Annotated in this window: 21 protein-coding genes and 1 riboswitch; of the genes, 6 read left to right on the top strand and 15 right to left on the bottom strand. The window is 74.6% G+C overall.

What is annotated here, in order from left to right; genetic code table 11:
* Window positions 1-18: 18 nt before the first annotated feature.
* From ABZ885_RS07480 to ABZ885_RS07470, 3 genes are all read right to left on the bottom strand, one after another.
* Window positions 19-660: a response regulator transcription factor gene (locus ABZ885_RS07480; protein WP_360184501.1), complete on the bottom strand. Its 642-nt coding sequence runs from the start codon at window positions 658-660 to the stop codon at window positions 19-21.
* Between the two features lie 64 nt (window positions 661-724).
* On the bottom strand, window positions 725-1,930 hold the full coding sequence (locus ABZ885_RS07475; protein ID WP_360184473.1) for a DUF5931 domain-containing protein: 1,206 nt from the start codon (window positions 1,928-1,930) through the stop codon (window positions 725-727).
* Window positions 1,931-1,972: 42 nt separating this feature from the next.
* Window positions 1,973-2,809, bottom strand: a complete 837-nt coding sequence (locus ABZ885_RS07470) for a lysophospholipid acyltransferase family protein (protein ID WP_360184470.1) — start codon at window positions 2,807-2,809, stop codon at window positions 1,973-1,975.
* A gap of 221 nt (window positions 2,810-3,030) precedes the next feature.
* Here ABZ885_RS07470 and ABZ885_RS07465 point away from each other — a divergent pair, with 221 nt between their 5' ends.
* A complete protein-coding gene (locus tag ABZ885_RS07465; protein WP_360184467.1) occupies window positions 3,031-3,825 on the top strand; it encodes an alpha/beta fold hydrolase in 795 nt (264 codons plus the stop codon).
* A 184-nt stretch (window positions 3,826-4,009) separates the two neighbouring features.
* Entirely contained in the window at window positions 4,010-4,549 is a 540-nt protein-coding gene (locus ABZ885_RS07460; protein WP_360184498.1) for a hypothetical protein, read from the top strand.
* Window positions 4,550-4,603: 54 nt separating this feature from the next.
* On the opposite strand, the gene ABZ885_RS07455 is transcribed toward ABZ885_RS07460, so the two are convergent.
* From ABZ885_RS07455 to ABZ885_RS07435, 5 genes are all read right to left on the bottom strand, one after another.
* Window positions 4,604-5,362, bottom strand: coding sequence for an endonuclease/exonuclease/phosphatase family protein (locus ABZ885_RS07455; RefSeq protein WP_360184464.1), 759 nt, complete (start codon window positions 5,360-5,362; stop codon window positions 4,604-4,606).
* A 173-nt stretch (window positions 5,363-5,535) separates the two neighbouring features.
* Complete coding sequence (locus tag ABZ885_RS07450) at window positions 5,536-6,480, bottom strand: ROK family glucokinase (RefSeq protein WP_360184462.1); 945 nt, start codon at window positions 6,478-6,480, stop codon at window positions 5,536-5,538.
* A gap of 193 nt (window positions 6,481-6,673) precedes the next feature.
* Window positions 6,674-7,033 carry a DUF5304 family protein gene (locus ABZ885_RS07445; RefSeq protein WP_360184459.1) on the bottom strand — a complete coding sequence of 120 codons (360 nt, stop codon included), beginning with the start codon at window positions 7,031-7,033 and terminating at the stop codon, window positions 6,674-6,676.
* A 238-nt stretch (window positions 7,034-7,271) separates the two neighbouring features.
* Entirely contained in the window at window positions 7,272-8,444 is a 1,173-nt protein-coding gene (locus ABZ885_RS07440) for an ArsA-related P-loop ATPase (RefSeq protein ID WP_360184456.1), read from the bottom strand.
* A gap of 27 nt (window positions 8,445-8,471) precedes the next feature.
* Window positions 8,472-8,906 (bottom strand): SRPBCC family protein, encoded by a 435-nt coding sequence (locus tag ABZ885_RS07435; protein WP_360184454.1) that lies wholly within the window; start codon window positions 8,904-8,906, stop codon window positions 8,472-8,474.
* A 330-nt stretch (window positions 8,907-9,236) separates the two neighbouring features.
* On the opposite strand from ABZ885_RS07435, the gene ABZ885_RS07430 reads away from it, so the two are divergent.
* Window positions 9,237-11,030, top strand: coding sequence for a long-chain fatty acid--CoA ligase (locus tag ABZ885_RS07430; RefSeq protein WP_360184451.1), 1,794 nt, complete (start codon window positions 9,237-9,239; stop codon window positions 11,028-11,030).
* A 70-nt stretch (window positions 11,031-11,100) separates the two neighbouring features.
* Here ABZ885_RS07430 and ABZ885_RS07425 read toward each other — a convergent pair whose 3' ends face one another.
* On the bottom strand, window positions 11,101-12,237 hold the full coding sequence (locus tag ABZ885_RS07425) for a glycosyltransferase family 4 protein (RefSeq protein WP_360184448.1): 1,137 nt from the start codon (window positions 12,235-12,237) through the stop codon (window positions 11,101-11,103).
* A 245-nt stretch (window positions 12,238-12,482) separates the two neighbouring features.
* On the opposite strand from ABZ885_RS07425, the gene ABZ885_RS07420 reads away from it, so the two are divergent.
* Window positions 12,483-13,904, top strand: coding sequence for a glycosyltransferase family 87 protein (locus ABZ885_RS07420; RefSeq protein ID WP_360184446.1), 1,422 nt, complete (start codon window positions 12,483-12,485; stop codon window positions 13,902-13,904).
* A gap of 68 nt (window positions 13,905-13,972) precedes the next feature.
* Here ABZ885_RS07420 and ABZ885_RS07415 read toward each other — a convergent pair whose 3' ends face one another.
* From ABZ885_RS07415 to ABZ885_RS07390, 6 genes are all read right to left on the bottom strand, one after another.
* On the bottom strand, window positions 13,973-15,118 hold the full coding sequence (locus ABZ885_RS07415; RefSeq protein WP_360184443.1) for a hypothetical protein: 1,146 nt from the start codon (window positions 15,116-15,118) through the stop codon (window positions 13,973-13,975).
* A gap of 50 nt (window positions 15,119-15,168) precedes the next feature.
* Window positions 15,169-16,233, bottom strand: a complete 1,065-nt coding sequence (locus tag ABZ885_RS07410) for an NlpC/P60 family protein (RefSeq protein ID WP_360184441.1) — start codon at window positions 16,231-16,233, stop codon at window positions 15,169-15,171.
* A 225-nt stretch (window positions 16,234-16,458) separates the two neighbouring features.
* Window positions 16,459-17,595: an NlpC/P60 family protein gene (locus ABZ885_RS07405; RefSeq protein ID WP_360184438.1), complete on the bottom strand. Its 1,137-nt coding sequence runs from the start codon at window positions 17,593-17,595 to the stop codon at window positions 16,459-16,461.
* Window positions 17,596-17,605: 10 nt separating this feature from the next.
* A riboswitch (cyclic di-AMP (ydaO/yuaA leader) is annotated at window positions 17,606-17,762 on the bottom strand.
* Between the two features lie 323 nt (window positions 17,763-18,085).
* Complete coding sequence (locus ABZ885_RS07400) at window positions 18,086-19,129, bottom strand: NlpC/P60 family protein (RefSeq protein ID WP_360184435.1); 1,044 nt, start codon at window positions 19,127-19,129, stop codon at window positions 18,086-18,088.
* A gap of 211 nt (window positions 19,130-19,340) precedes the next feature.
* Complete coding sequence (locus tag ABZ885_RS07395; RefSeq protein ID WP_360184495.1) at window positions 19,341-20,696, bottom strand: NYN domain-containing protein; 1,356 nt, start codon at window positions 20,694-20,696, stop codon at window positions 19,341-19,343.
* Window positions 20,697-21,003: 307 nt separating this feature from the next.
* On the bottom strand, window positions 21,004-21,273 hold the full coding sequence (locus tag ABZ885_RS07390; protein ID WP_360184432.1) for a hypothetical protein: 270 nt from the start codon (window positions 21,271-21,273) through the stop codon (window positions 21,004-21,006).
* Between the two features lie 214 nt (window positions 21,274-21,487).
* On the opposite strand from ABZ885_RS07390, the gene ABZ885_RS07385 reads away from it, so the two are divergent.
* Both ABZ885_RS07385 and ABZ885_RS07380 read left to right on the top strand, forming a co-directional pair.
* Window positions 21,488-22,270 (top strand): rhomboid family intramembrane serine protease, encoded by a 783-nt coding sequence (locus ABZ885_RS07385; RefSeq protein WP_360184430.1) that lies wholly within the window; start codon window positions 21,488-21,490, stop codon window positions 22,268-22,270.
* Between the two features lie 41 nt (window positions 22,271-22,311).
* Window positions 22,312-22,593: an Lrp/AsnC ligand binding domain-containing protein gene (locus tag ABZ885_RS07380; protein ID WP_030240061.1), complete on the top strand. Its 282-nt coding sequence runs from the start codon at window positions 22,312-22,314 to the stop codon at window positions 22,591-22,593.
* The last annotated feature ends 3 nt before the right edge of the window (window positions 22,594-22,596 follow it).

Raw genomic sequence — 22,596 nt, 5'->3', positions numbered from 1 at the left:
CGGGCGGCCCGCCCCCGCTCAGATCTCGTCGTCCAGGCCCTGCTCGATCGCGTACCGGACCAGCTCGACCCGGTTGTGCAGCTGGAGCTTGCCGAGGGTGTTCTGGACGTGGTTCTGCACCGTGCGATGGGAGAGCACCAGCCGGTCGGCGATCTGCCGGTAGGACAGGCCCTTGGCGACCAGCCGCAGCACCTCGGTCTCCCGGGCGGTCAGCTGCGGGACGGCGGGGGCGGTCGGGGCGGCCGGCTCGGCGGCCAGCCGGCGGAACTCGCCGAGCACCAGGCCGGCCAGGCCCGGGGTGAAGACGGCGTCGCCGACGGCGGTGCGGCGCACCGCGTCCAGCAGCTCGTCCCGGCCGGCCGACTTCACCAGGTACCCGGTCGCGCCGGACTTCACCGCCTCCAGCACGTCCGCGTGCTCGCCGCTCGCGGAGAGCACCAGGACCCGCACCGACGGGTCCTGGGCGACGATCCGGCGGCAGGCCTCGGCGCCGGACAGGGCGGGCAGGTTGAGGTCCAGCACCACCACCTGCGGGGAGCAGGCCCGGGCCCGGCGGACCGCCTCCTCGCCGTCGCCGGCGGTGGCCACCACCTCCAGTCCGGCCTCGGCGAGGTCACGCGAGACGGCGTCGCGCCACATCGGGTGGTCGTCCACGACCATGACCCGCACCGCCGGCTGTCCGGTGGTCGCCCGGCCGGTGGCCGGCTGCTCAGTGGCCGGCTGCTCAGTGGTCGGCTGGTCGGTCATCGGAGCCCTTCCTCGGAACGCGGAGTTCGACCTCGACGCCCTCCCCGGGCGCCGAGTACAGCTCGGCCGTGCCGCCGAGGTCCAGCAGCCGGCCGCGGATCGACTGGGAGACGCCCAGCCGGCCGGCCTGCTCCGCCTCGCCGAGCCGGCCGGGGGCGAAGCCCGGGCCGTCGTCGCGGACGCTGACCGTGACGGCCTCCGGCTCGTCCTCGACCAGGATCCAGGCGCGGGCCTCCGGGCCGGCGTGCTTGCGGACGTTGTCCACCGCGGCGCCGACGGCGGCGGCCAGCTCGCCGGCGGCCGGGGCGGGGAGCAGCACCGGGGTGCCGGGGGCGGAGAGCGTGATCCGCTCGTCGGCGTACGGGCCGAGCAGGGTGCGGAGGTCCTGCGGTTCCTGCGGCGCGCGCTGGGCCGGCAGCGGGCCGCCGCTCATCAGGGCCCGCAGTGCGCGTTCCTGCTCGCCGGCCAGCCGGCCCAGCTCGGCGAAGTCGGCGTCCCGGCCGGCGACCTGCTCGCCGCCCCGGCGCTGGACCAGCGCGAGCACCTGGAGCACGCCGTCGTGGATGTCCCGGGAGAGCCGCTCGCGCTCCCGGGTGGCGGCCTCCACCTGGAGCGCCCGGGTGAGCGTCGCCTCGCTGGCCCGGGCCAGCTCGATCACGTAGCCGATAGCGCAGCCGGCCATCATCAGCAGCACGATGTTGTGGATGTTGTCGCCGGTCGGGCCGCCGTGGCCGAGGATGTTGGCCACCCCGATCACCGAACCGGCCGACGCCGCCCAGCGCCAGCCGCCCTTGCCGGCGAAGCCGAGCACGGTGCCGGCCGCCCAGATGGTGGGCAGGGTGGGCGCGCCGTGGCTGATCCGGGCCGGGTCGTCGGTCTGGCCGCTCATCACGATGCCGGTGACGGCGAGCGTGAGGTCGGTGCCGAGCACGTACCAGGTGCAGCGCTGCGGCCCGGCGAAGGCGCGGGTGCTCGCCAGGGTCCAGAGCGTCAGCGCGCCCAGGAAGATCCACCCGGCGACGGGGTGCAGGAACCCCATGTACGAGTTGAAGTAGCGCAGCACCGCGTAACCGAGCGCCAGCACGCGGAAGATCGAGATGGCGCGCCAGAGCGGCAGTTCGACGGACATCCCGCCGGCCGCGACGGCCCCGCCGACCGCGCCGGCTCTGCTGCCGTCCGTCATCGTCCCTGCCCTCCCCCGGCGGGCCCGGTGCGACCCGCTCTCCTACTGCTCCTGCTCGCCCGGCTTCTCGCCGGACTGCTCGGCCGCCTTCTCCGCCGCCTTCTGGGCCTTCTCCGCCTCGGCCTTCTCGGCCTTGGCGGCGGCCTGCTCGGCCTTCTGCACCGCCTTGCGCTCGGCGTCGGCGCGCTTCTTGTCGTCGGCGATCTGCCGCTTGGCGGCGGTCGCGTAGATGTCCACGTACTCCTGGCCGGAGAGCCGCATGATCTCGTACATCACCTCGTCCGTCACCGAACGGAGGATGAAGCGGTCGTTCTCCATGCCGTGGTAGCGGGAGAAGTCCAGCGGCCGGCCGATCCGGATGCCCGGGCGGATGCCGAAGTTGGGGATCACCTGGCCGGGCGGCTGCACCTTCTCGGTGTCGATCATCGCGACCGGGATCACCGGCGCACCGGTGGCCAGGGCGACGCGGGCCAGGCCGCCGACCTTGCCGCGGTACAGCTTGCCGTCGGGCGACCGGGTGCCCTCCGGGTAGACGCCGAACAGCTCGCCGCGGTCCAGCACCGCGATGGCGGAGCGGATCGCCGCCTCGCCGGCGCCGCGCACGCCCGAGCGGTCCACCGGCAGCTGGCCGACGCCCTTGAAGAAGGCGGCCGTCAGCTTGCCCTTCACGCCGGGCGTGTTGAAGTACTCGGCCTTGGCGATGAAGGTCACCCGGCGCCTGATCAGCGCGGGGAAGAAGAAGGAGTCCGAGAAGGAGAGGTGGTTGCTCGCGATGATCGCGGCACCCTCGGCGGGGATGTTCTCCTCACCCTCGATCCACGGCCGGAAGAAGATCCGAAGCAGTGGCGCGACGATCATCTTCATCAGTCGGTAGAACAACCCGGGCCTCCTGTTATGCGGACCGGACGATCCTAATGCCCCGCGGCCCCCGCCCGCGCCCCGCCCCGCCCTGCCGGGGTGCCCCGGCAGGGGTGTACGGGGCGGGCGGGCCGTGGGACGATGCGGTTTCCGCAGCTCCCCGACCCGCGCGCCCCCGGTCATCCCCGTGGGGCCCGGCGCCCTCTTCCTCCACAGCGTTCCCGCCCGCGAAGGAGCCCGCCATGCCGCTGCTGCCCGGTGCCGAGCCGTACCACCACCAGGGCGGGCCGGTGGGTGTCCTGCTCTGCCACGGTTTCACCGGCTCGCCGCAGTCGCTGCGGCCGTGGGCCGAGGAGCTGGCGGCGGCCGGGTTCACGGTCGCGCTGCCGCTGCTGCCCGGCCACGGCACCCGCTGGCAGGACATGCAGCCGACCCGCTGGGAGGACTGGTACGCGGAGGTCGAGCGGGAGTTGCTCGCGCTCTCCGCGGAGTGCGAGCAGGTCTTCGTCTGCGCACTGTCGATGGGTTCCGCGCTGGCCCTGCGGCTGGCCGCCGTGCACGGGCCGGCGGTGTCCGGACTGGTGCTGGTCAACCCGTCGGTGCGTTCCGACAACCCCGCGAGTGTGCTGCTTCCGGTGCTGCGTCACCTCGTGCCGAGCCTGCCCGGGATCGCCGACGACATCGCCAAGCCCGGCGCGGCCGAGCTCGGTTACGACCGGACGCCGCTGCACGCCGCCTGGTCGCTGTCCCGGCTGTGGAAGGAGGTCCAGGGCCGGCTGCCGGAGGTGACCCAGCCGGTGCTGCTCTTCCACAGCCCGCAGGACCACGTCGTCTCCCCGGCCAACTCTGAACTGGTGCTGGCCCGGATATCCTCGACCGACGTGACGGAGCGGCTTTGCCAGCGCAGCTACCACGTCGCGACGCTGGACCACGACGCGGCGGAAATATTCGCGGCCAGTCTGGACTTCATCCGACGGCTGGCTCCCGCGCACGCGGCGGGCGTCACTCGGGTCGAATCCGACGATCACCAAGGCTGAAGGGCCGGAAGTGCACGAGAGCAGCACGGCGGGCGGCGAGGACGAAGCGCCCCGCGAGGACGCGGAGAACACGAAGGCCGAGGCCCCCGGAGCCGGGGACGCCGCCAAGGGCGGGGGCGCCGGGACGGACGGCACCGCCGGGGGCGGCAGCGGCGCGGAGGCCGGCGCCGCGGAGCCGCCGCGGGTGCGGCGCGCGCCCGAACGCAGCCAGGCCGAGCAGGACGAGATCTTCGCCGCGCTGGTCGCCCAGTTCGACGACCCCGTCGACCTCAACAACCCGAACTGGCCGGAGATCGAGAACCTCCGGGCCCGCGGCGAGCTGAAGGGCGGCTTCAAGGACGGCTCCGGGCACCGTGCCGACCCGGACGACCTCTCCGAACTGGCGCCGCAGCCCCGCCCCCGCTCCACCCGGCCGGTGATGCCGGCGGCCGGCTCCGGCCCGCGCGACTTCGAGCTGGAGGAGGCGACCGACGAGGGGCACTTCGTCCCGCCGGAGCCGCCCCCGCTGCCGGCCGCGGACGTCACCGCCAAGTTCGCCTGGCTGGCCGTGCTCGGCGGCCCCGCCCTGCTGCTCGTCGACGCGCTGGTCTGGCGCGAGGTCTCCGGCTGGCCGGCCTGGGTCGGGGTGACCGCCTTCCTGGGCGGTTTCGTCACCCTGGTGGCCCGGATGCGGGAGCGCGACGACGACGAGCCCGAGGACCCGCACGGCGGCGCGGTCGTCTGACCGCGGGCCCGCGCCCGGCGGTCCGGCGGTTCGCCGGCCTCGCGGTCCGGCCGGTCAGCCGGTCGGGAGCTCCAGGACGGCGAGCACCGGCAGGTGGTCGGTGGCGGCCCGCAGGTCGGCCCCCGTGACGCCGGGCAGGCCGTGCGGGACCCCGCAGGCGAGGACGCGCACGCCGGGGGTGGCGAAGACGGCGTCGATCCGCTGGTAGGGGTTTTCCGGCACGGACGTGAACTCGCCGCCCCAGGGCGCCGTCCGGTACCCGTCCTGCAGCCGCCCGGCCAGCAGCCGCCAGCCGGGCCCGTCCGGGTGCTCGTTGAAGTCGCCTGCGACGACGCCGAGTTCGGCGATCCGCAGCTGGTCGAGCAGCAGCTCGAACTGACCGTAGCGCTCCTGCGGGTCCAGGCTCAGGTGGCAGCTGGTGACGGAGAAGGGCACCGAGCCGGCCACCCGGAGCAGCGCGCCGGCGAAGCCGCGGGCGTGCAGGCCACGGGTCTTGGGCAGCAGCCGGTCGTGGACGGCGAGCAGCTCCACCCCGGGCCGGCCGAGCAGCAGCGGCCCCGCCGCGGCCCGGCCGCCGCCGGCCAGGACCACGGTGCCGGTCTGCCGGGCGAGCCAGGCCGCTTGCCCCTGCGGCCGCCAGTAGCGCGGCGACTCCTGGATGCAGACCACGTCCGGGGCGCAGGCCCGGATCACCCGGACCAGGGCCCGCCGGTCGTCGCGCAGCGAGCGGACGTTGTAGCCCAGCAGCCGCAGCCGTCCCGGCCCGGGCCGCGGCAGTTCGGCCGGAGCCGCGGTCGTCGGGTCGCTCGTCATGCTGGTCCTCCCCGGGGCGTCTGGGGACGACCGTACGGCAACGGGGCCGCCCCGCACGGCAGGAGCCACGGCGCGGGAACACGGCGGGGAACACGGCGACGGCGACGGCACGGCCGGGCCCCGGGGGGGCGTCCGGCCGCACCGCCGCCGTCGGCGGGCGCATGCGGGTGGGGTCAGAGGGTGCGGGCCAGGTCGGCGGCGCCGGCGATGCCGGCGGCGGAGCCCATCGAGGCGAGCACCACCTCGGCGCGCGGACGGTGCACCCCGCCGGTCAGGTAGTGCCCGAAGGCCTTGGCGACCGGGTCGAGCAGCAGCCGGCCGGAGTCGGAGACGCCGCCGCCGAGCACGAAGACGCCCGGGTCGAACAGCGCGGCGAGGTCGGCCATGCCGCGGCCCAGCCAGTCGGCCAGCTCGGCGTAGCACTCCAGGGCGAGCGGGTCGCCCTCCTCGGCGGCCTGGGTGATGTGGATGCCGCGGATGGTCTCGGCGACGCCGTCGTTGAGGTCCAGCATCCGCTTGCCGTGGATCGGGTCAGCGGCGGCCTTCTCCCGGCCGTACCGGCGCAGCGCCCGGCCGGAGCCGTACTGCTCCCAGCAGCCCTTGCCGCCGCAGCCGCAGGCCAGGCCGTCCGGGACCATGTTGAGGTGGCCGATCTCGCCGGCCACGCCGAACCGGCCGCGGTGCAGCCGGCCGTCCAGGACGATGCCGCCGCCGATGCCGGTGCCGACGGTGATCAGCACCATGTCGTCGTGCCCGGCGGCCGCGCCGAAGCGGAACTCGGCCCAGGCGGCGCAGTTGGCGTCGTTCTCGACCACGGTGTCGAGGCCGGTGAGCTCCTCGATCCGGGTGCGCAGCGGCTCCTCCTCCCAGTCGATGTTGGGGGCGAAGATCACCGTGGAGCGGTCCCGGTCGACGAAGCCGGGGGCGCCGACACCGGCCGCGGCCACGTCGGGGTACTGCTCCTTGAGCTCGCGCACGGCCTGCGCGATGGCGTCGACCGCCCACTGCGGGTCGGCCGGGGTGGGCACCCTGGTCCTGGCCAGGATCTCGCCCGCCTCGTTGACCACGCCTGCCGCGATCTTGGTCCCGCCGACGTCGACGCCGATGGTCAGAGCCATGTGTCCCTCAGCTATTCACTCGTTCCCGCTGGACGGAACCGTACCGTCCAACCCTGGCCCCCGTACACACCGTCGCATACATTAACCGAAGACAATTTGCGGCCAAGCTCGCCGAGCTCATTCAAAAGTCGTACATTCTTACTCGCTCCGTCGCAGCACGCACTCAGGCGGTCACCCGTTCGGGATCAGGTCTTCACTGCTTGTCGGACGGTCCGTCAGCTCCGTCGAGGTCGATGCGCTCGCTGCGGGCGCTCCCGCCGGCGGTCCAGCGGTGCTCGTGGCCGGCCACGGCGGCCCGGTAGGCGGCCAGCAGCTCGCCTCCGGCGGCGGCCAGCCCGCTGCCCGCGGCGGCCAGGTGCCGGTAGACGTCGGGCTGCTGCTCGCGCAGGCGGTCGGTGAGGCCGGCCAGCGAGATGAGGGTCTCGGCGCTCGCCTCCTGCGCCTTCTGGCCGACGACGGTGGCGAACCGGCGCACCTCGTCCACCAGCGGGCCCAGCTCCGGGCCGAACGGGTGGCCGTCGGCCTGCTCGGTGCGGTCGTCGGCAGTGGTCATCGCGCGCGTCTCCTCGGCTCCGGCCGCGCCTGCGGCCACTGCCCCCCGACGCTACCGGACCGGCCCCGCGTCCCGGCCGGGCCGGAAGACCCGAAAACCCGGCGGCCGGGAGCCCGGACGGCACGAGCACCCGGAGCCCGCGGCCCGGGAAGTCCGGCGAAACGGAGGGCCTGGAGAAACGGAGGGCCCGAGCGCCGGACGGCGGCCGGAGGCCCGGCCGCCACGGCGGGGAGGAGGCTCAGCCGCGCGGCCAGAGCGCCGGGTCCGGCGCGAAACGGACGGCGAGCACCCCGTCGTGCAGCCCCGCGCCCGCGACGGTGCAGCGGCGCAGCGCCGAGGGCAGGGTGAGCACCCGGCGGTGGGCGCCGAGGCCGACCACCAGCTCGTCCCCGCGGCGGACCAGGTCCAGGTCGGCCCGGTCGGCGCCGGGCAGCGCGAGGTGCCAGACCAGCAGGCCCTCCTCGGCGAGCCGGTCCTCGACCGGCCACGGCCCGGACGGGAGCGGCTCCGGGCCGGGCCCGTCGCCGTAGAGGCGGTCCGCGACGGCTTCGAGGGTGGTCTCGGCCGGGCCGGTGACCAGCACCGGGACGTCGCTCGCGGCGGCGAGGGCGGCCAGCTCCTCCTCCCGGCGGCGGGCGAACCCGGCCAGCCAGGGGTCGGGCGAACCGGCCGCGCCCTCCGGCAGCGCGCCGTGGACGACCACGGCGTCCGGCCGGTGCCCGTGCAGGGCCAGCCCGGCGCGGATCCGGCGCAGCTCCTCGTACGGGTGGCCGTCGGCGGCGACGACCAGGCGGACGCTGGTGCCGGGTGCGGTGAGCGCGGCCCGCGCCTCGGCGAGCGCACCGGCCGCCTTGCTCCGGGCCTCGTACAGCCAGTCGGCGGGCATCGGGACCCCGGCCAGCCCGGCCAGCAGCGGGCGCAGCGCCCGGGCGGCCTGGCGCTGCTCGGGGACGAGCCGGGCGAGGTAGCGCTCCAGCTGCTCGGGCAGCGCGAGCGTGCCGATCAGCTCGGCGGGCGGCGGGGCGAGCACCACCAGGACGTCGGCGTCGGCGGCGGGCAGGGCGCGCAGCAGGGCGAGCCGGGCGGTGCCGGGGAGGGCGGTGAGCTCCTCGGGGTCGAGCGGGTCGGCACCGAGCAGGTCGAGGGCGGGCTTGAGCCGGCCGCCGATCTCGCCGAGGGCGTGCCGGAAGGCGGCCTGCTCGTCGGTCCGGGCCACGGTCAGCCCGGGCGCGTACCCGGCGGGTTCGGGCTCCAGCCGGACGCCGAGGGCGGTGTCCAGCGCCCGGTGCGGGTCGTCGGCGGCCAGCAGCAGGGTGCGGCGGCCCTGCCGGGCGGCGTGCAGCGCGGTGGCGGCGGCCACCGTGGGCGCCGCCGCGTCGCCGCTGACCAGGATGGTGCGCGTGGCCGTCATGCCGTGCTGCCCCCGTATTTCCGTGCGTCAGCCTTCGACGCGCTTCTTCAGCCCGGCCAGTGCCCGGTCGATGATGACCTTCTCGGCCTTGCGCTTGATCATGCCGAGCATCGGGATCTTGACGTCGACGGCGAGCTGGTAGGTGACCTCGGTCCGGCCGCCGTCGAGCGGGGCGAGCGCGTAGGAGCCGTCCAGCGAGCGGAGCATCTGGCTGCGCACCAGCGTCCAGCTGACCTCGCGGTCGTCGTCCCAGGTGTAGGCGAGGACGTGCTCGTCGCGGATGGCGCCGGCGTCGAGGAGCAGGCGCACCTGGGCGGCGCGGCCGTTCCCGGCGGTCTCCAGCACCTCGATCTCCTTGACCTCGCCGGTCCAGGCCGGGTACGCGGCGAAGTCGGCGATCACGGCCATGACCTGCGCCGGGGTCGCGTCGATGGTGATGCTCGACCTGGTGTGCTCCGCCATGGAATGGCCCTCCGCGTCGTCCCTTGCTGCCGGCCCGGCCGAGCTGCTCGGTCGGGTGCGCCCGGAGCAGGCTATCGCGCCCGGGGGCCGCGCCGGTCCGGGGCGGGGTCTGCCGCGACCCGGCCGGATGCGGGCCGGATGCGGAGCACGGCGGCCTACCGGCCGGTCACCCCGGGGCTGCCGTAGGGTGCCATTCGAACGACCCGGTCACGGCCTGGTCGGACGGGTAAAGGTGTGACACTTCGAACACCGGAGCCGACCCCCTGGCCGAAGCTGCCTACCGGGCAGTAACGTCCTGCCGTCCCGCAGCGTCGCGAACGAGGAGCAGTCTTGCTCGACTTCAGCCTTCCGGCCCTCTACCAGGTACCGAGCGGCGGTAACCTCTCCGACCTCGTGCACCAGAACGCCGAGAAGCACCCGGACGTCGCGGTGCTCAGCCGCAAGGTGGACGGCCGGTGGCAGGAGTTGACGGCCGCCCAGTTCCTGGTCGAGGTGCACGCCGCGGCCAAGGGGCTGATCGCCGCGGGCATCGCCCCCGGCGACCGGGTGGGCATCATGTCCCGCACCCGTTACGAGTGGACGCTGCTGGACTTCGCGATCTGGACGGCCGGCGCGATCACCGTGCCGGTGTACGAGACCTCCTCCGCCGAGCAGGTCGAGTGGATCCTCGGCGACTCCGGCGCGGTCGCCGTCCTCACCGAGACCGACCAGCACGCCAAGGTGGTCGCGGAGGTCCGTGACCGGCTGCCGGAGCTGAAGCACACCTGGCAGTTCGAGGCCGGCGGGGTGGCCGCGCTGGCCGAGGCCGGCCGGGACGTCACCGACGCGACCGTGGCCGAGCGCCGCTCGGTCGCGGACTCCGACGCGGTCGCCACGATCGTCTACACCTCGGGCACCACCGGCCGCCCGAAGGGCTGTCAGCTCACCCACGCCAACTTCCTGGCCGAGCTCGGCAACGTGACGGCCCGCATGGAGCCGCTGTTCCGGACCGGCGAGGGCTCCGTCCTGCTGTTCCTCCCGCTCGCGCACGTCCTCGGCCGGATCGCCGAGATCGCCGCCGCGATCGCCCCCATCAAGCTCGGCCACGTCTCGGACATCAAGGACGTCACGGCCGAGCTCGCGTCGTTCCGCCCGACGCTGATCCTGGGCGTGCCCAGAGTCTTCGAGAAGGTCTACAACACCGCCCGCGCGAAGGCCCAGGCCGACGGCAAGGGCAAGATCTTCGACAAGGCCGCGGAGACCGCCATCGCGTACAGCCGGGCGCTGGACGCCGGCGGCGCCGGGTTCGTCCTGCGGATCAAGCACGCCGTCTTCGACAAGCTGGTCTACAGCAAGCTGCGCGCCGCGCTCGGCGGCCGGGCCACCCACGCCATCTCCGGCGGCGCCCCGCTCGGCGAGCGGCTCGGCCACTTCTACCGGGGCATCGGCTTCACCGTCCTGGAGGGCTACGGCCTGACCGAGACCTGTGCGGCCACCGCCTTCAACCCGCACGACAAGCCGAAGATCGGCACGGTCGGCCAGCCGCTGCCCGGCTCCGCCGTCCGGATCGCCGAGGACGGCGAGGTGCTGCTCAAGGGCCCGCAGATCTTCACCGGCTACTGGAACAACCCGCAGGCCACCGCGGACGCCCTCCAGGACGGCTGGTTCGCCACCGGCGACATCGGCTCGCTGGACTCCGAGGGCTACCTCACCATCACCGGCCGGAAGAAGGAGATCATCGTCACCGCGGGCGGCAAGAACGTCGCCCCGGCCGTGATCGAGGACCGGATCCGGGCGCACGCGCTGGTCGGCGAGGTGATGGTGGTCGGCGACCGCAAGCCGTTCATCGGCTGCCTGGTCACCGTGGACGAGGACTTCTTCCCCAAGTGGAAGGAGCTGAACGGCAAGCCGGCCACCGCCACGGTCGCCGAGCTGCGTGACGACCCGGACCTGCTGGCCGCCCTCCAGACCGCCGTGGACGACGGCAACGCGGCCGTCTCGCACGCCGAGGCGGTCAAGAAGTTCCGCCTGCTCGACACCGTCTTCTCCGAGGAGAGCGGGCACCTGACGCCCTCGCTCAAGCTCAAGCGCAACGTCGTGCTGAAGGACTTCGCGGCCGACGTCGAGGCCATCTACCGGCGCTGACCGGCCGCCGACGCCGACCGGCCACGAGAACGGGGACCCCGCCGGGCGGGGTTCCCGTTCCGGCGTGCGCTCAGCCCGCCAGCAGCGCGGTCAGCCGGCCGGCCAGCAGGTCCCACCGCCAGGAGCGGTCCACCCAGCGACGGCCGGCCTCGCCCATCCGCCGGCGCAGCTCCTCGTCGTTCAGCAGCCGGACGATCCGCTCGGCCGCCGCCGCGGGCGAGCCGCCCGGCACCACGTAGCCGGTCTCCCCCTCCAGCACGGCGTCCGGCGCACCGCCGGAGTCCCCGGCGACCACCGGCAGACCGGTCGCCGAGGCCTCCAGGTAAACGATCCCCAGGCCCTCCACGTCCAGCCCGCCCCGGCGGGTGCGGCAGGGCATCGCGAAGACGTCGCCGGCGCCGTAGTGCGCGGGCAGCTCCTCCCACGGCACCGAGCCGGTGAACCGGACCGAGGCGCGCACGCCGCGGGCGTCGGCCAGCTTCTCCAGGTCCGCCCGGTACGGGCCGCCGCCGACGATCAGCAGCACGGCGTCCGGCACGTCCGCGAGGATCTGCGGCATCGCCTCGATCAGGGTGTCCTGGCCCTTGCGCGGCACCAGCCGGGAGACGCAGACCACCACCGGCCGGCCGGCCAGGCCGAGCCGCTCGCGCACGGCGGCACCGCCCGAGTCCGGGTGGAAGGTCCGCTCGTCCACCCCCGGCGGCAGCTGCACCATCCGCGCGGCCGCCGCCGGACCGACCGCGTCGGCGATCCGCGAGCGGGTGTACTCGCCCAGGTAGGTGAGGACGTCGGTGCCCGCGCCGATCCGGCGCAGCAGCTGCCGGGCCGCCGGGAGCTGGGCCCAGGCGGCCTCGTGCCCGTGGGTCATGCCGAGCAGCCGGCCGGCCCCGGCCCGGCGCAGGGCCGGTGCCATCAGCCCGAGCGGGGCGGCCGCGCCGAACCAGACCGCGTCGCACCGCTCCGCCCTCAGGATCTCGGCGGCCCGCCGGGTCACCCGCGGTGTGGGAACCATCACCTTCGTGCGGTCCCGGATCACCGGGAACGGCTGCTCGGCGTCGAAGCGGGCCACCTCGCTGCCGTCCCGCCAGGTCGAGGCGTAGACCACGACGCTCCCTGCGGGCTGACGGACGGCCATGTTGTGCACGAAGGCCTGGATACCGCCGGGTCGCGGCGGGAAGTCGTTGGTGACGATCAAGGTCTTGTGCATCAGGCCACGGCTCGCTCGGTCGGGGGGTGCTCGGTGTACCGCTGGGTGATCCGTACGATAGGTCAACACCATGACCCGCCGGGAACGGATCCGCGCACGGCAACCGTTTCACCCCCGGGTCTGTCCTAGTACCTAGGCAGCCGGTGGGGCCAGCCCGGACGACGGCGCAGCGCCCGCCACCGACCGCCCGGGCGTCCGTCGCGCGACGCCTCCGGTGGGACGTCCGAGACGAACGAGGGAGCGCAGTGGAGTTGGCCCCGGCCACCGAGTCCGGTACCCCCAGCGGCGCCGACGGCCCCGGCACGGCGCTGGCCGTCCGCCAGGAGCCCGTCCAGGCCGCCGGCCGCCCCTCCGGGCGCGCCGGAGCGGTCTGCGCCCTCGGCGCGGCCTGGCTGGCCACCCGGGCGCTGCTGGTGCTGCTGGTGACCGGCGTGCTGCGGATGCCCGGCGGGGACATCACCACCGACGTCTGGCTGATCTACCACGGCTGGTACGGCGTCCTGCAGACCGGCACCTTCCCGCTGGACGACGTCACCTGGCAGTACCCGCCCGGCGCCGCCCTGGTCATCATGCTGCCGGGGCTGCTGCCCTGGTCGTACCTGGTCTCGTTCTGGGTGATCTGCGGGGTCGCGGACGCCGTCGCGATGGCCCTGCTGGTGCGGACCGGGCTGCGCAAGGGCCGGGCGCTGACCGGCGCCTGGGTCTGGGTGGCCGGCGTCCCGCTGCTCGGCCCGATGATCTACAACCGCTACGACGTGATCGTCACCGCGGTCGCGGTGGCCGGCCTGCTGGCGCTGGTCCGGCGCCCGGCGATCGGCGGGATGCTGCTCGGCCTGGGCGGGATCATCAAGGTCTGGCCGCTGCTCGGCCTCATGGGCACGCCGTCCGGCCGGCGCACCCGCCGCTCCTGGACGTCCGCGGCCGCCGCCTGCGTCTCGGTCGGCTTCCTGCTCGCGGCCGGGATGAACGGCGCGTTCGAGTTCCTGACGTTCCAGAAGGACCGCGGCATCGAGGTGGAGTCGGTCGGCGCGCTGCCGCTGCACTTCGCCCGGATCGCCGGGGCCTGGGACGGCAAGGTCATGATGAACTACGGCTCGGTGGAGATGCTCGGGCCGTGGGTGCCCGTGATCACCAAGGTGATGATGGCCGGCACCCTGCTGGGCTTCGGCTGGCTGCTGGTGTGGCGCTTCACCGCCAAGCGCCGCAACGCCGCCACCATGTACGACGCGGCGCTCGCCGCCCTGCTGGTCTTCACCGTGACCAGCCGGGTGATCAGCCCGCAGTACCTGGTCTGGCTGGTCGGCGTCGCGGCGGTCTGCCTGACCGTGCGCGGCAGCAGCCAGCGGCCGGTGGCCCTGCTGATCCTCGCCGCGACGCCGCTGACCCTGGTGGAGTTCCCGCTGATGTTCAGCGAGGTGGTCGGCAGCGACCCGACCGCGATCACCGTGCTGGCCCTGCGCAACCTGCTGCTGCTCGCCGCCACCGGGCTCTCCTGCTTCCGGCTCTGGCGTTCCACCCGCGGCGACGCCCCGCTGCCGGCCACCGTGGTGCTGGCCCGCCCGGAGCCGGTGCCCGCCGCCGCGTACTCGGTGCGGCCGGGCATCGCGTACGAGCAGGACCTGCTGGACGGCATCGAGCGCCCGGCCGCGCCCAGCGAACGCCGCTGAGCACCGCCGGCGCCTGACCCGCGCCCGTTGCGGCGTGACCGGCCGCTGCTGCCCGGGCACGACCCGGCTCAGCCCTTCAGCCGTCGGACCTCGTCCAGCCAGAGGCCGGTGAACTCGCCCAGCCCGAGGCCCAGTTCGGCCCGGAGAACGCCGTCCAGCCGCTGCTCCCGGTCCTCCCCAGGCCCGGTCGCCGCCACCGCGCGGTAGAGGCCGACCAGCCGCTCGGGCCCGTAGCGGCGCGCGATCAGCTCGCAGGCCAGCCAGGACTGCTCGTAGGCCTGGGCGATGCCGCCCGCGCCGGCGGTGAAGGCCTGGTCCGCGGGCAGCGCCGAGGGCAGCCGGCCGGCGGCGACGTCGCGGGCCAGCTCGGGCGCGATCTGCTTCGGCGACCGGCCGGAGCCGCGGTAGCCGGTCCAGTCGGCGACGCCCTCGGAGAGCCAGAGCGGCGTCCAGGCCCGGGTGTCGGCCCGGGTCGCCACGTGCACCGCCTCGTGGGTGACGACCACCTGGCGGCCGAAGTCGCTGAGCCCGCCGAACGCCTCGGGGTTGATCAGCACCCGGTCGGCCGGGGTGTGCCAGGGCGCGCCGGGCGCCGCGGTGGTGACCGCCGCCATGCCGGTCCAGCCGGCCGGGTCGGCCTCCAGCAGGCGGGCGAACTGCTGCTCGGTCGCGGGCAGTTGGAGCAGCAGCCGGCCGGCCCAGCGCTCTCCCCAGACCGCGCCCACCGCCGGGACGGCCCGGTCCGCGGCGGCGGCGAGCCCCGCGAGGTCCGGCCCGCCGGCCAGGCCGAGCACCAGGCAGTGGTCGCCGCGCACGGCCGTGACCGTGCCGAGGTCCCACAGCGGCGGCGGGCCGCCCGCGCTCTCCTCCCGCTCGACCTGCCAGCCCCCGTCGGTGCGCCGCAGCAGCAGCCGGCGCGGGTGGACCACGGGGTACGCGTCGCAGCCGGCCACCTGGACCACCAGCTCGGCGGTGGCGGTGAGCCGGTCGGGTCCGGCGCCGGGGCCGAGCACGAGGTTCCGGTAGCCGGCCTCGGCCAGCGGCAGGGCTGGCGGCCCGGCGGCCAGGGCCCGGGCCCGCGCGGCCAGCAGGGCGGCCACCTCGGCCCGGTGGTCCGCCACCGCCCCGGCGGACGCGGTGGGCGCGGCGCCGGGCAGCGAGAGCTGGGCCAGCCCGCCGGCGGCGAGCAGCAGCGCGCCGCGCCGGGACAGCACGCAGCCGCGGGCCCTGGCGTCGGCGGGGGGCGGGATCGGCCCGGACCGGCTCAGAGCCGGATCACCCCCGTGACGGGCATGGCGTTGACGCTCTCGTACCGCACCTTGGCGCCCGGGTAGGGGGCGTGCACGATCACCCCGCCGCCGGCGTACATGCCGACGTGGTGCATGTCCCGGTAGAAGATCACCAGGTCTCCCGGTCGTGCGTCGGAGAGGCCGACCCGCTGACCGGCGTGCGCCTGGGCCTGCGAGGTGCGCGGCAGGGTCACTCCCGCCTGCCGCCAGCTCCAGTACATCAGACCCGAGCAGTCGAACGCGCGGGGCCCGGTGGATCCGTACACGTAGGGCGCGCCGATCATCCGCACCGCGGCGGCCAGGGCGGCGGCGCCGCGCTCGGAGGCGGCCGGGGTGCTGCCCAGGTCGAGCCGGTCGGTGCCGCGGGTGACGCGCTGCTCGGCCTCGCGGGCGTCCTGCGCGGCCATCCGGGCCCGCTCGCCGGCGTCCAGGCTGTTGAGCAGCTTCTGCGCCTCGGCCAGCCGCTGCTGGATCTGCTGCTTGCTCTCGGCGAGCGCGCGGCGGGTCCGGTCCAGCTCGGTGAGTTTGGCGGCGGTCTCGGCCCGGCGCTGGTCGAGCCGGCGCTGGTGGGCCACCACCTCGTGCAGGGTCTCGTTCTGCCGCTCGGCCGCCTGGTCCTGGGAGCGGGCCTTGGAGAGGTAGCCCTCGGGGTCGGAGGAGAGCATCAGCTGGGCGGTCCGGGCCAGGCCGCCGCTCCGGTACTCGGCGCCGGCCACGGTGGCGAGGTCGCCGCGCAGCTGGTTCAGCTCGTCCTGGGCGACGGCGACCTGCTGCTGGAGGGCGCCGGTCTCGTGCTGCAGCCGCTGCTGGGCGTCGAGCGCCGCGTTGTACTGCTCCGAGGCCTGCTCGGCCTCGTCGTAGAGCTGCTCGACCCGGGCCTTGACGTCCTTGCGGTTCGACGGCGCGTCGGGTGCGCCGGGCGCGGCCTGGGCGGTGCCGCCGGCCGCCATGCCCAGGACGGTGGTGGCCGCCGCGGTGAGCACCAGCGCACGGGCGAGGGCGTGCGCTCCTGACAGCGGGGAACGGCGGTGCACGGCCATGCGGCGGCGGCTCCAATCCTGCGGCCCGGCCCCGCCGCCGCACCGGGACCGGGCGGCTCTCCAGCGGGAGTCCGGTGGCAGACGTTAGCGAGTCCGGGCGAGCGAGTCCAAACCCCTCCCAACCCGAATATTTGACCCCTAATCGGGCATCAGCCCGAGCCACCGGAAAAGCCGCAGGCCCGGCCTCCCGCGAGGGAGACCGGGCCCGTGAGCGCCCGAGCGGGATCAGACCCGCACGATGGAGGCCAGCGGCATGTTGGAGACGGCCTCGTAGCGGACCGAGGCACCCGGCTTGGGAGCGTGCAGTACCTGGCCGTTGCCCGCGTAGATCCCCACGTGGTGGGCGTCGCTGTAGAAGATCAGCAGGTCGCCGGGCTGGGCCTGGGAGAGGTCCGAGCCGATCCGGGTGCCGGCACCGGCCTGCTCCTGCGAGGTGCGCGGCAGCGACACGCCCGCCTGGTTGAACGCCCAGACCATCAGGCCGGAGCAGTCGAAGGAGTTCGGGCCCGCGGCGCCGTAGACGTACGGGCTGCCGACCTTGCCGGCGGCGATGGACAGCGCGGCGGCACCGCGCGAGCTGCCGGCGGCGGCCGGCTTGGGGGCGGGGGCGGCCGCCTGCGGGGCGCCGAGGTCGGTGCGGCTGGTGTCGCGGGAGGCGCGGTCGGCGTCCGCCTTCGCGGTGGCCGCGGCCTTGGCGGCGGCGTCGGCCTTCGCCTTCGCCTCGGCGGCGGCTTTCTCCTCGGCCGCGCGCATCGCCTGGCGCTCCTGCTCGGTCAGCGTGTTGAGCAGGTCCTGCGCCTTGGCCAGCTTGCCCTGGATCTCCTCCTTGGAGGCCTTCAGCTGCTGGGTGGTGGTCTCCAGCTCGCCGAGCTTGGCCTGGGCCTCGTTGCGGTCCTGGTCGAGCTTGCGCTGCTGTTCCTGGAGGTCCTTCAGCGCGCCGGACTGGGTGCTGCCGGCCTGGGTGAGCGCACCGGCCTGGTTCAGGAAGTTGTCCGGGGTGGACGAGAGCATCAGCTGGACGGTCGGCGATATGCCGCCGTTGCGGTACTGCTCGCCGGCGATCTCGGCGAGGCCGCCCTGGGCGTCCGTCACCGCGGCCTGCTGGCGGGCCACCTTGTCCTGGAGCTCGCCGACCTGCTTCTGCAGCTCCTGCTGCTTGGCCTGGGCGCCGTTGTACTTCTCGGTCGCCTGCTCGGCCTGCTCGTTGAGCTGGTCGACCTGCTCCTTGACCTGGTCCTTGGTCGGCGTCGGGTCGGCGTGGGCGCCGGACTGCGCGGAGAGTGCGACGGCGGCGGCGGCGACGCCGGTCAGGATCGAGACCTTGGCGCGGCCGGCAGGCTTGGGACGACGATGGGACGCCACGAAGGCGGACTCCTTCTTCCAACGCCCGCCTACCGGGTGAGCTGACGGGTTCGGGCCGGAAGCTGCCCTACGACGCCTCACCGGCCGTTCCACCGGCCGACCTGGCGCCGATTCACCCCGGAGGAACATGGTTCCCCGGCTCCGCTCCACAGCGGCCCCCGACTGCTGGGCTCCCCGTCGGACAGGCCGTGCGGCCCGTCCCGCTGCTTCACGAACTCGGCGGTAACCACCGCCGCCACCCAGGCTGGGTGATCGACTGTGCGGTGGTTCGAGGCACGACCCTAGTAACAGAACCGTGATCCGTTCAAATCCTTGTCAGAAAAATGACGGAAGAATAACCAAGTTCATTTGTGAATATGACCGGGCGTGACCGGTGCCGCACGCGGAGCTGATCGCTTGTCACGCCGTGGCCGGAAACGCCGGCGCCACCCCGGCCCGGGGGTGGCGCGGATCACAGGGCCGGGACGCGGCCCGCGGGCGTGCCGGTCCGTCAGACCCGGCGGATGGTGTTGATCGGCATGGCGTCGGCCTTCATCACCTTCACCACGTCACCGGTGTGCGGCGCGTGCACCACCATGCCGTTGCCGATGTACATCGCGACGTGGCTGCGGTCGCTGCGGTAGATGATCAGGTCGCCCGGCTGGGCCTCGGCGAGCGAGGGCACCCGGGCGCCGACGTTGCCCTGCGCCTGCGAGGTGCGCGGCAGCGAGATGCCGGCCTTCCCGTACGCCCAGACCATCAGGCCGGAGCAGTCGAAGGTGGTCGGACCGGTGGCGCCCCAGACGTAGGGCGAGCCCTGCTTGCTCATCGCGTTGGAGACGGCCGCACCGGCGTAGCCGCCGGCCTGCGGCAGGCTGCCGAGGTCGGCCCGCTCGGAGCCGCGCGAGGCCCGGTCGTCCTGCTGCTGCTGGGCGCGCAGGGCGGCCCGGTCGGCCGCGCTCAGCGAGTTCAGGAGGTCCTGGGCCTCCTTGAGCTTCTTGTTGACGTCCGCCTTGGACTGGTTCAGGTCCTTGGTGGTGCTGTCCAGCGAGGCCAGGATGGCGGCCGCCTCGGCCTTCTGCTGGTCCAGCCGGCGCTGCTGGTCCTGGAGGCCCTTGAGCGCCTCGGTCTGGCTGGAGCTGGCCTGCTGGACGCTGGAGGCCTTGTCGAGGTAGCCGGACGGGTCGGAGGAGAGCATCAGCTGGACGGACGGGTCGATGCCGCCGCTGCGGTACTGCTCGCCGGCCACGGCCGCCAGCCCGCCCTGAAGCTGGGTCATCTGGTCCTGGCCGCGGGCCACCTGGTCCTGCAGCTGGTCCGCCTGCTTGCGCAGCTGGTCCGCCCGCTCCTTGGCGCCGTTGTACTTCTCGGTCGCCTGCTCCGCCTCTTCCTGCAGCTGGTCGATCTGCGCCTTCACGTCGTCCTTCTTGGGGGACGGACTCGGTGCGGCGTGGGCGGCGACCTGGGCGGAGAGGGCGACCGCGGTCGCAGCGGCAGCGGTGAGCACGGAGACCCGCGCGCGACTCGGCTGCTTGGGACGGCGGTGGGAGGCCAAGGGACCGGCTCCTTCTTCCAACGGACTCACCCGAACGAGTGAGAATCCGGAAAATAGGTTTGACGCCAGACCCTAGTGAAGATCCAGGCTTTCCGCCACTCCCCCGATGGCGTGAACTCCGGCCCGACGCCATGACTTCACCAAATCCCCACAATGCCGCAATCCGGGCACTGACCAGGCGTCACACCGGTCCGGCGGGGTCCGCGACAGCCTAGGGCCGCGCCAGCCGGTTCAGCAGCAGCACCGAGGCGACGGGGCGCGCGCCCGCCTTCCGCACGCCCTCCGCGACCTCCCGGTCGGTGGAGACCACCACCACCGGCCGGCCCTGCGGCTCGGCCCGCACCAGGCGCCTGATCAGCTCGTCCGCCGTCTCCCCGGTCCGGCTGAACCGCACCCGGACCCCCCGCGGCGGCGCCATGATCACCGGCACGTCCAGGTCCTGCCCGTCGAACACACAGGTGACCTCCGCCTGGGTGCGCTGGGCCAGCATCGCCAGCCCGCCCAGCAACCGGATCCGCTGCTGCTCCAGCGGCAGCGTCGGATAGCCGGTCTTGGTCACGTTGTAGCCGTCCACCACCAGGTGGACCTGCGGGATCGCCAGCAGCTGGTCCAGCAGTGCCGGATCGTCCTCGGCCAGCCCGCGCCGGGCCACGTCGTGCGGCGAGGCCGCGCCCGGCACCACCGCCTCCACCAGGTCGGCCGGCCGGATCTGCGACACCGGCAGCGCCAGCTCCCGCTGCAGGCCCTGCGCCGACTGCAGCACGGTGTCCAGCAGCAGCCGCAGCCGCATGTCCTCGACGCTGCGCCCCTCGCGGGCCGAACGGCGGCCCTGCTCGGCGGCGTTCTCCAGCTCGGAGATCCGGTGCCGGAGCCGGCGCGCCTCGCTCTCCCCCGCGCCGCGCTCGGCGACGGCCTGCGCCTTCAGCGCCTCCAGCTCGGCGGCCAGCCGACGGGTCTCGGCCTGCGCCCGGCGGGTGTCGCTCTCCAGCGACCGCACCTTCCGGCGCAGCGAGTCGGCCTCCTTGCGGACCTCCTCCGACTCGGTGCGCTGCCGGTCCAGGTCCGCCCGGGCCGCGGACCGCACCTCGGCCAGCTCCGCCTGCAGCTTCTCCACCAGCCGGGCCGCCTCGGCGGCCGCGCCCTCGGCGCCGGCCCGCTCCGCCTCCTCGCCGGCCTCGGCGACCAGCCGGCTCCAGCCCGCCGAGCGCACCAGGTAGGCGGCGGCCGCGACGTCCATCGGATCGGCGGCGCCGGGAACGCTGCCCGACTCCAGCGCCTTCACCAGATCGGGCTGGCCCAGTCGCAACCGCTCCGCTATCCGCACCCGGAAGGCGGGCTCGGACTCCAGCGCGGCGGCCAGCGCGGTGGCCGCGTACTTGGCCCGCCGGGCCGGGGTGAACTTGGCGTACTGGCGCAGCGACTGCGGCAGCTCGCCGGGCGGCAGCCCGCCGAGCGCGTCGGCGGCGAGGCCGACCACCCGGCGGCGCACGCCCTCGGGCAGCGGCCGGTCGAGCTTCTCCGCGGACTTCTCCGTGGACCCCTCCGCCGACGCGGAGCCGCCTTCCACCGACGCGGAGCCGCCTTCCGCCGGCTCGTCACCGCCGGACTCCTCGCGGGCCGGCCCGGCGGGCTCCGCGATGGCGGACGTGGCATCCCCGGCCGCGTCCGGCGCCTGCGCGTCCACAGCGGGCTGCCGCCCCTGCGGCCCGGCGGGCTCCTTCGCTGCGTCCACCACGTCCTCGGCTCCGATCCTGGTCCAGCGGGTACGGCCGACGGCGGCCGCCCTCGTCGTCACGCTCCGTGCGCTCTGTCTGTATTGTCCCGTGCGGCGGGCGGCCGTGCCGCGCACCGCCCCCCGCCGCACGGGCCGGGCGTCAACCCTGCTCGGCGGACTCCGCTGCCTCGTCCGCCTCGGCGCCCGGGCGGGCCACCAGCTCGACCTGGTCCACCGCGTTGCACCAGCGGCAGCGCACCAACTCGATGCTCTCGCTGTGGACCTCGGTCTCCTCCACCTTGGACTCGCCGGCCAGGTCGAAGTGCAGGAACTCGGTGACCCGGGCGGTCCGGGTCACGTCGAAGCGGGTCAGGTTGCCGCACAGGGTGCAGCGCCAGCGCGTCTCGGCTGTCAGGGCGGGGACGGTCATCGGGGATCCTCTCGGGTGGTCCCTGCGTGGGCTCAGGCGCTCCCCCCGGAGCCCCGGCGTCGGCGGCGGGAGGCGGGAATGCCCGCCCCAAGCCTATTGCCTGGGGCAACCACGCCGACGACCGGTTACGACCATCGGCACCCCGCGGTGACCGCCTAGCCCACCTGCCGTAAGCCCGGTGTCACCCGGGCCGGGCGGAGGGATGCTTGGCCCCATGGCGATCGCGGTCCTCGACCACAGCGGCGCGCGGGGCGGCCGCCCGGCCGCGCCCGTCCCGGCCGTCAGCTACGCGCTGATCGCGCTCAACACCGTGGTCTTCCTGCTCGGCCCGGCCGCCGGACTCAACCCGCTGTACGGCCGCGGCCACGACCGGGTCTGCGCGGAGCAGCGGTACGAGCAGCGCTGGGGCGCCGTCCCGGCCGAGCTGCTGGCCGGCCGCCCGCTGACGTCCGGCCAGCTCGCCGAGGCCCCCGACCCGGTGCCCGGCTGCCCGGCCGCGCCGACCCCGGGCAAGCACCCGGCCCTCTCGGTGCTCAGCTCCCTCTTCCTGCACGCCGGCTGGCTGCACCTGCTGGGCAACCTGCTCTTCCTCCACGTCTTCGGCCCCACCGTCGAGGAACGGCTCGGCCGGGCCAGGTTCGCCCTCTTCTACCTGGCCGCCGGCTCGCTGGCCACGTACGGCTTCGCGCTGGCCGAGGCGCACTCGGCGGACTCGACCCGGGTGCTGATCGGCGCCTCGGGCGCGATCTCCGCCGTCCTCGGCGCCTACCTGCGCTTCCACCCGCGGGCCCGGGTGACCACGCTCGTCCCGCTCCTCCTCTTCCTGCCGCTGCGGTTCCCGGCCTGGCTGGTGCTCGGGCTCTGGTTCGCCCTGCAGTGGTGGTCGGTGCACTCGGCCGGGCCCGGGGTGGCCTACCTGGTGCACGTGATCGGCTTCTCGGCGGGCTTCCTGTACGGCTGCACCCTGGCCACCCGCCCCCCGAGACGCCCCGGCTGATGCCCGATACGCTGGCGGCACCTCACAAAGGAGCCCGAACAGTGATCACCGCCATCGTCCTGATCAAGACCAGTGTCGACCGCATCCCGGAGATCGCCGAGGCGATCGCCGCCATCGAGGGCGTCAGTGAGGTCTACTCGGTCACCGGTGGCTACGACCTGGTGGCGATGGTGCGGGTGCGCCGGCACGACGACCTGGCCGAGGTGATCCCCGGCCGGCTGAACAAGGTCCCGGGCGTGGCGCACACCGAGACCCAGATCGCCTTCCGCACCTACTCCCAGCACGACCTGGAGGCCGCCTTCGCGCTCGGCCTCGACGAGTAGCGC

Origin of the sequence: Kitasatospora sp. NPDC047058 (assembly GCF_040643935.1) — a bacterium.
Lineage (GTDB): Bacteria > Actinomycetota > Actinomycetes > Streptomycetales > Streptomycetaceae > Kitasatospora.
This window is presented reverse-complemented; position numbering and strand designations above follow the sequence as displayed.

Excerpts from the sequence above, each read along its gene's own strand:
- ABZ885_RS07480 (WP_360184501.1), bottom strand. The coding sequence starts at position 660 with ATGGTCGTGGACGACCACCCGATGTGGCGCGACGCCGTCTCGCGTGAC.
- ABZ885_RS07475 (WP_360184473.1), bottom strand. The coding sequence starts at position 1,930 with ATGACGGACGGCAGCAGAGCCGGCGCGGTCGGCGGGGCCGTCGCGGCC.
- ABZ885_RS07465 (WP_360184467.1), top strand. The coding sequence starts at position 3,031 with ATGCCGCTGCTGCCCGGTGCCGAGCCGTACCACCACCAGGGCGGGCCG.
- ABZ885_RS07455 (WP_360184464.1), bottom strand. The coding sequence starts at position 5,362 with ATGACGAGCGACCCGACGACCGCGGCTCCGGCCGAACTGCCGCGGCCC.
- ABZ885_RS07450 (WP_360184462.1), bottom strand. The coding sequence starts at position 6,480 with ATGGCTCTGACCATCGGCGTCGACGTCGGCGGGACCAAGATCGCGGCA.
- ABZ885_RS07445 (WP_360184459.1), bottom strand. The coding sequence starts at position 7,033 with ATGACCACTGCCGACGACCGCACCGAGCAGGCCGACGGCCACCCGTTC.
- ABZ885_RS07440 (WP_360184456.1), bottom strand. The coding sequence starts at position 8,444 with ATGACGGCCACGCGCACCATCCTGGTCAGCGGCGACGCGGCGGCGCCC.
- ABZ885_RS07435 (WP_360184454.1), bottom strand. The coding sequence starts at position 8,906 with ATGGCGGAGCACACCAGGTCGAGCATCACCATCGACGCGACCCCGGCG.
- ABZ885_RS07425 (WP_360184448.1), bottom strand. The coding sequence starts at position 12,237 with ATGCACAAGACCTTGATCGTCACCAACGACTTCCCGCCGCGACCCGGC.
- ABZ885_RS07410 (WP_360184441.1), bottom strand. The coding sequence starts at position 16,233 with ATGGCCGTGCACCGCCGTTCCCCGCTGTCAGGAGCGCACGCCCTCGCC.
- ABZ885_RS07390 (WP_360184432.1), bottom strand. The coding sequence starts at position 21,273 with ATGACCGTCCCCGCCCTGACAGCCGAGACGCGCTGGCGCTGCACCCTG.
- ABZ885_RS07385 (WP_360184430.1), top strand. The coding sequence starts at position 21,488 with ATGGCGATCGCGGTCCTCGACCACAGCGGCGCGCGGGGCGGCCGCCCG.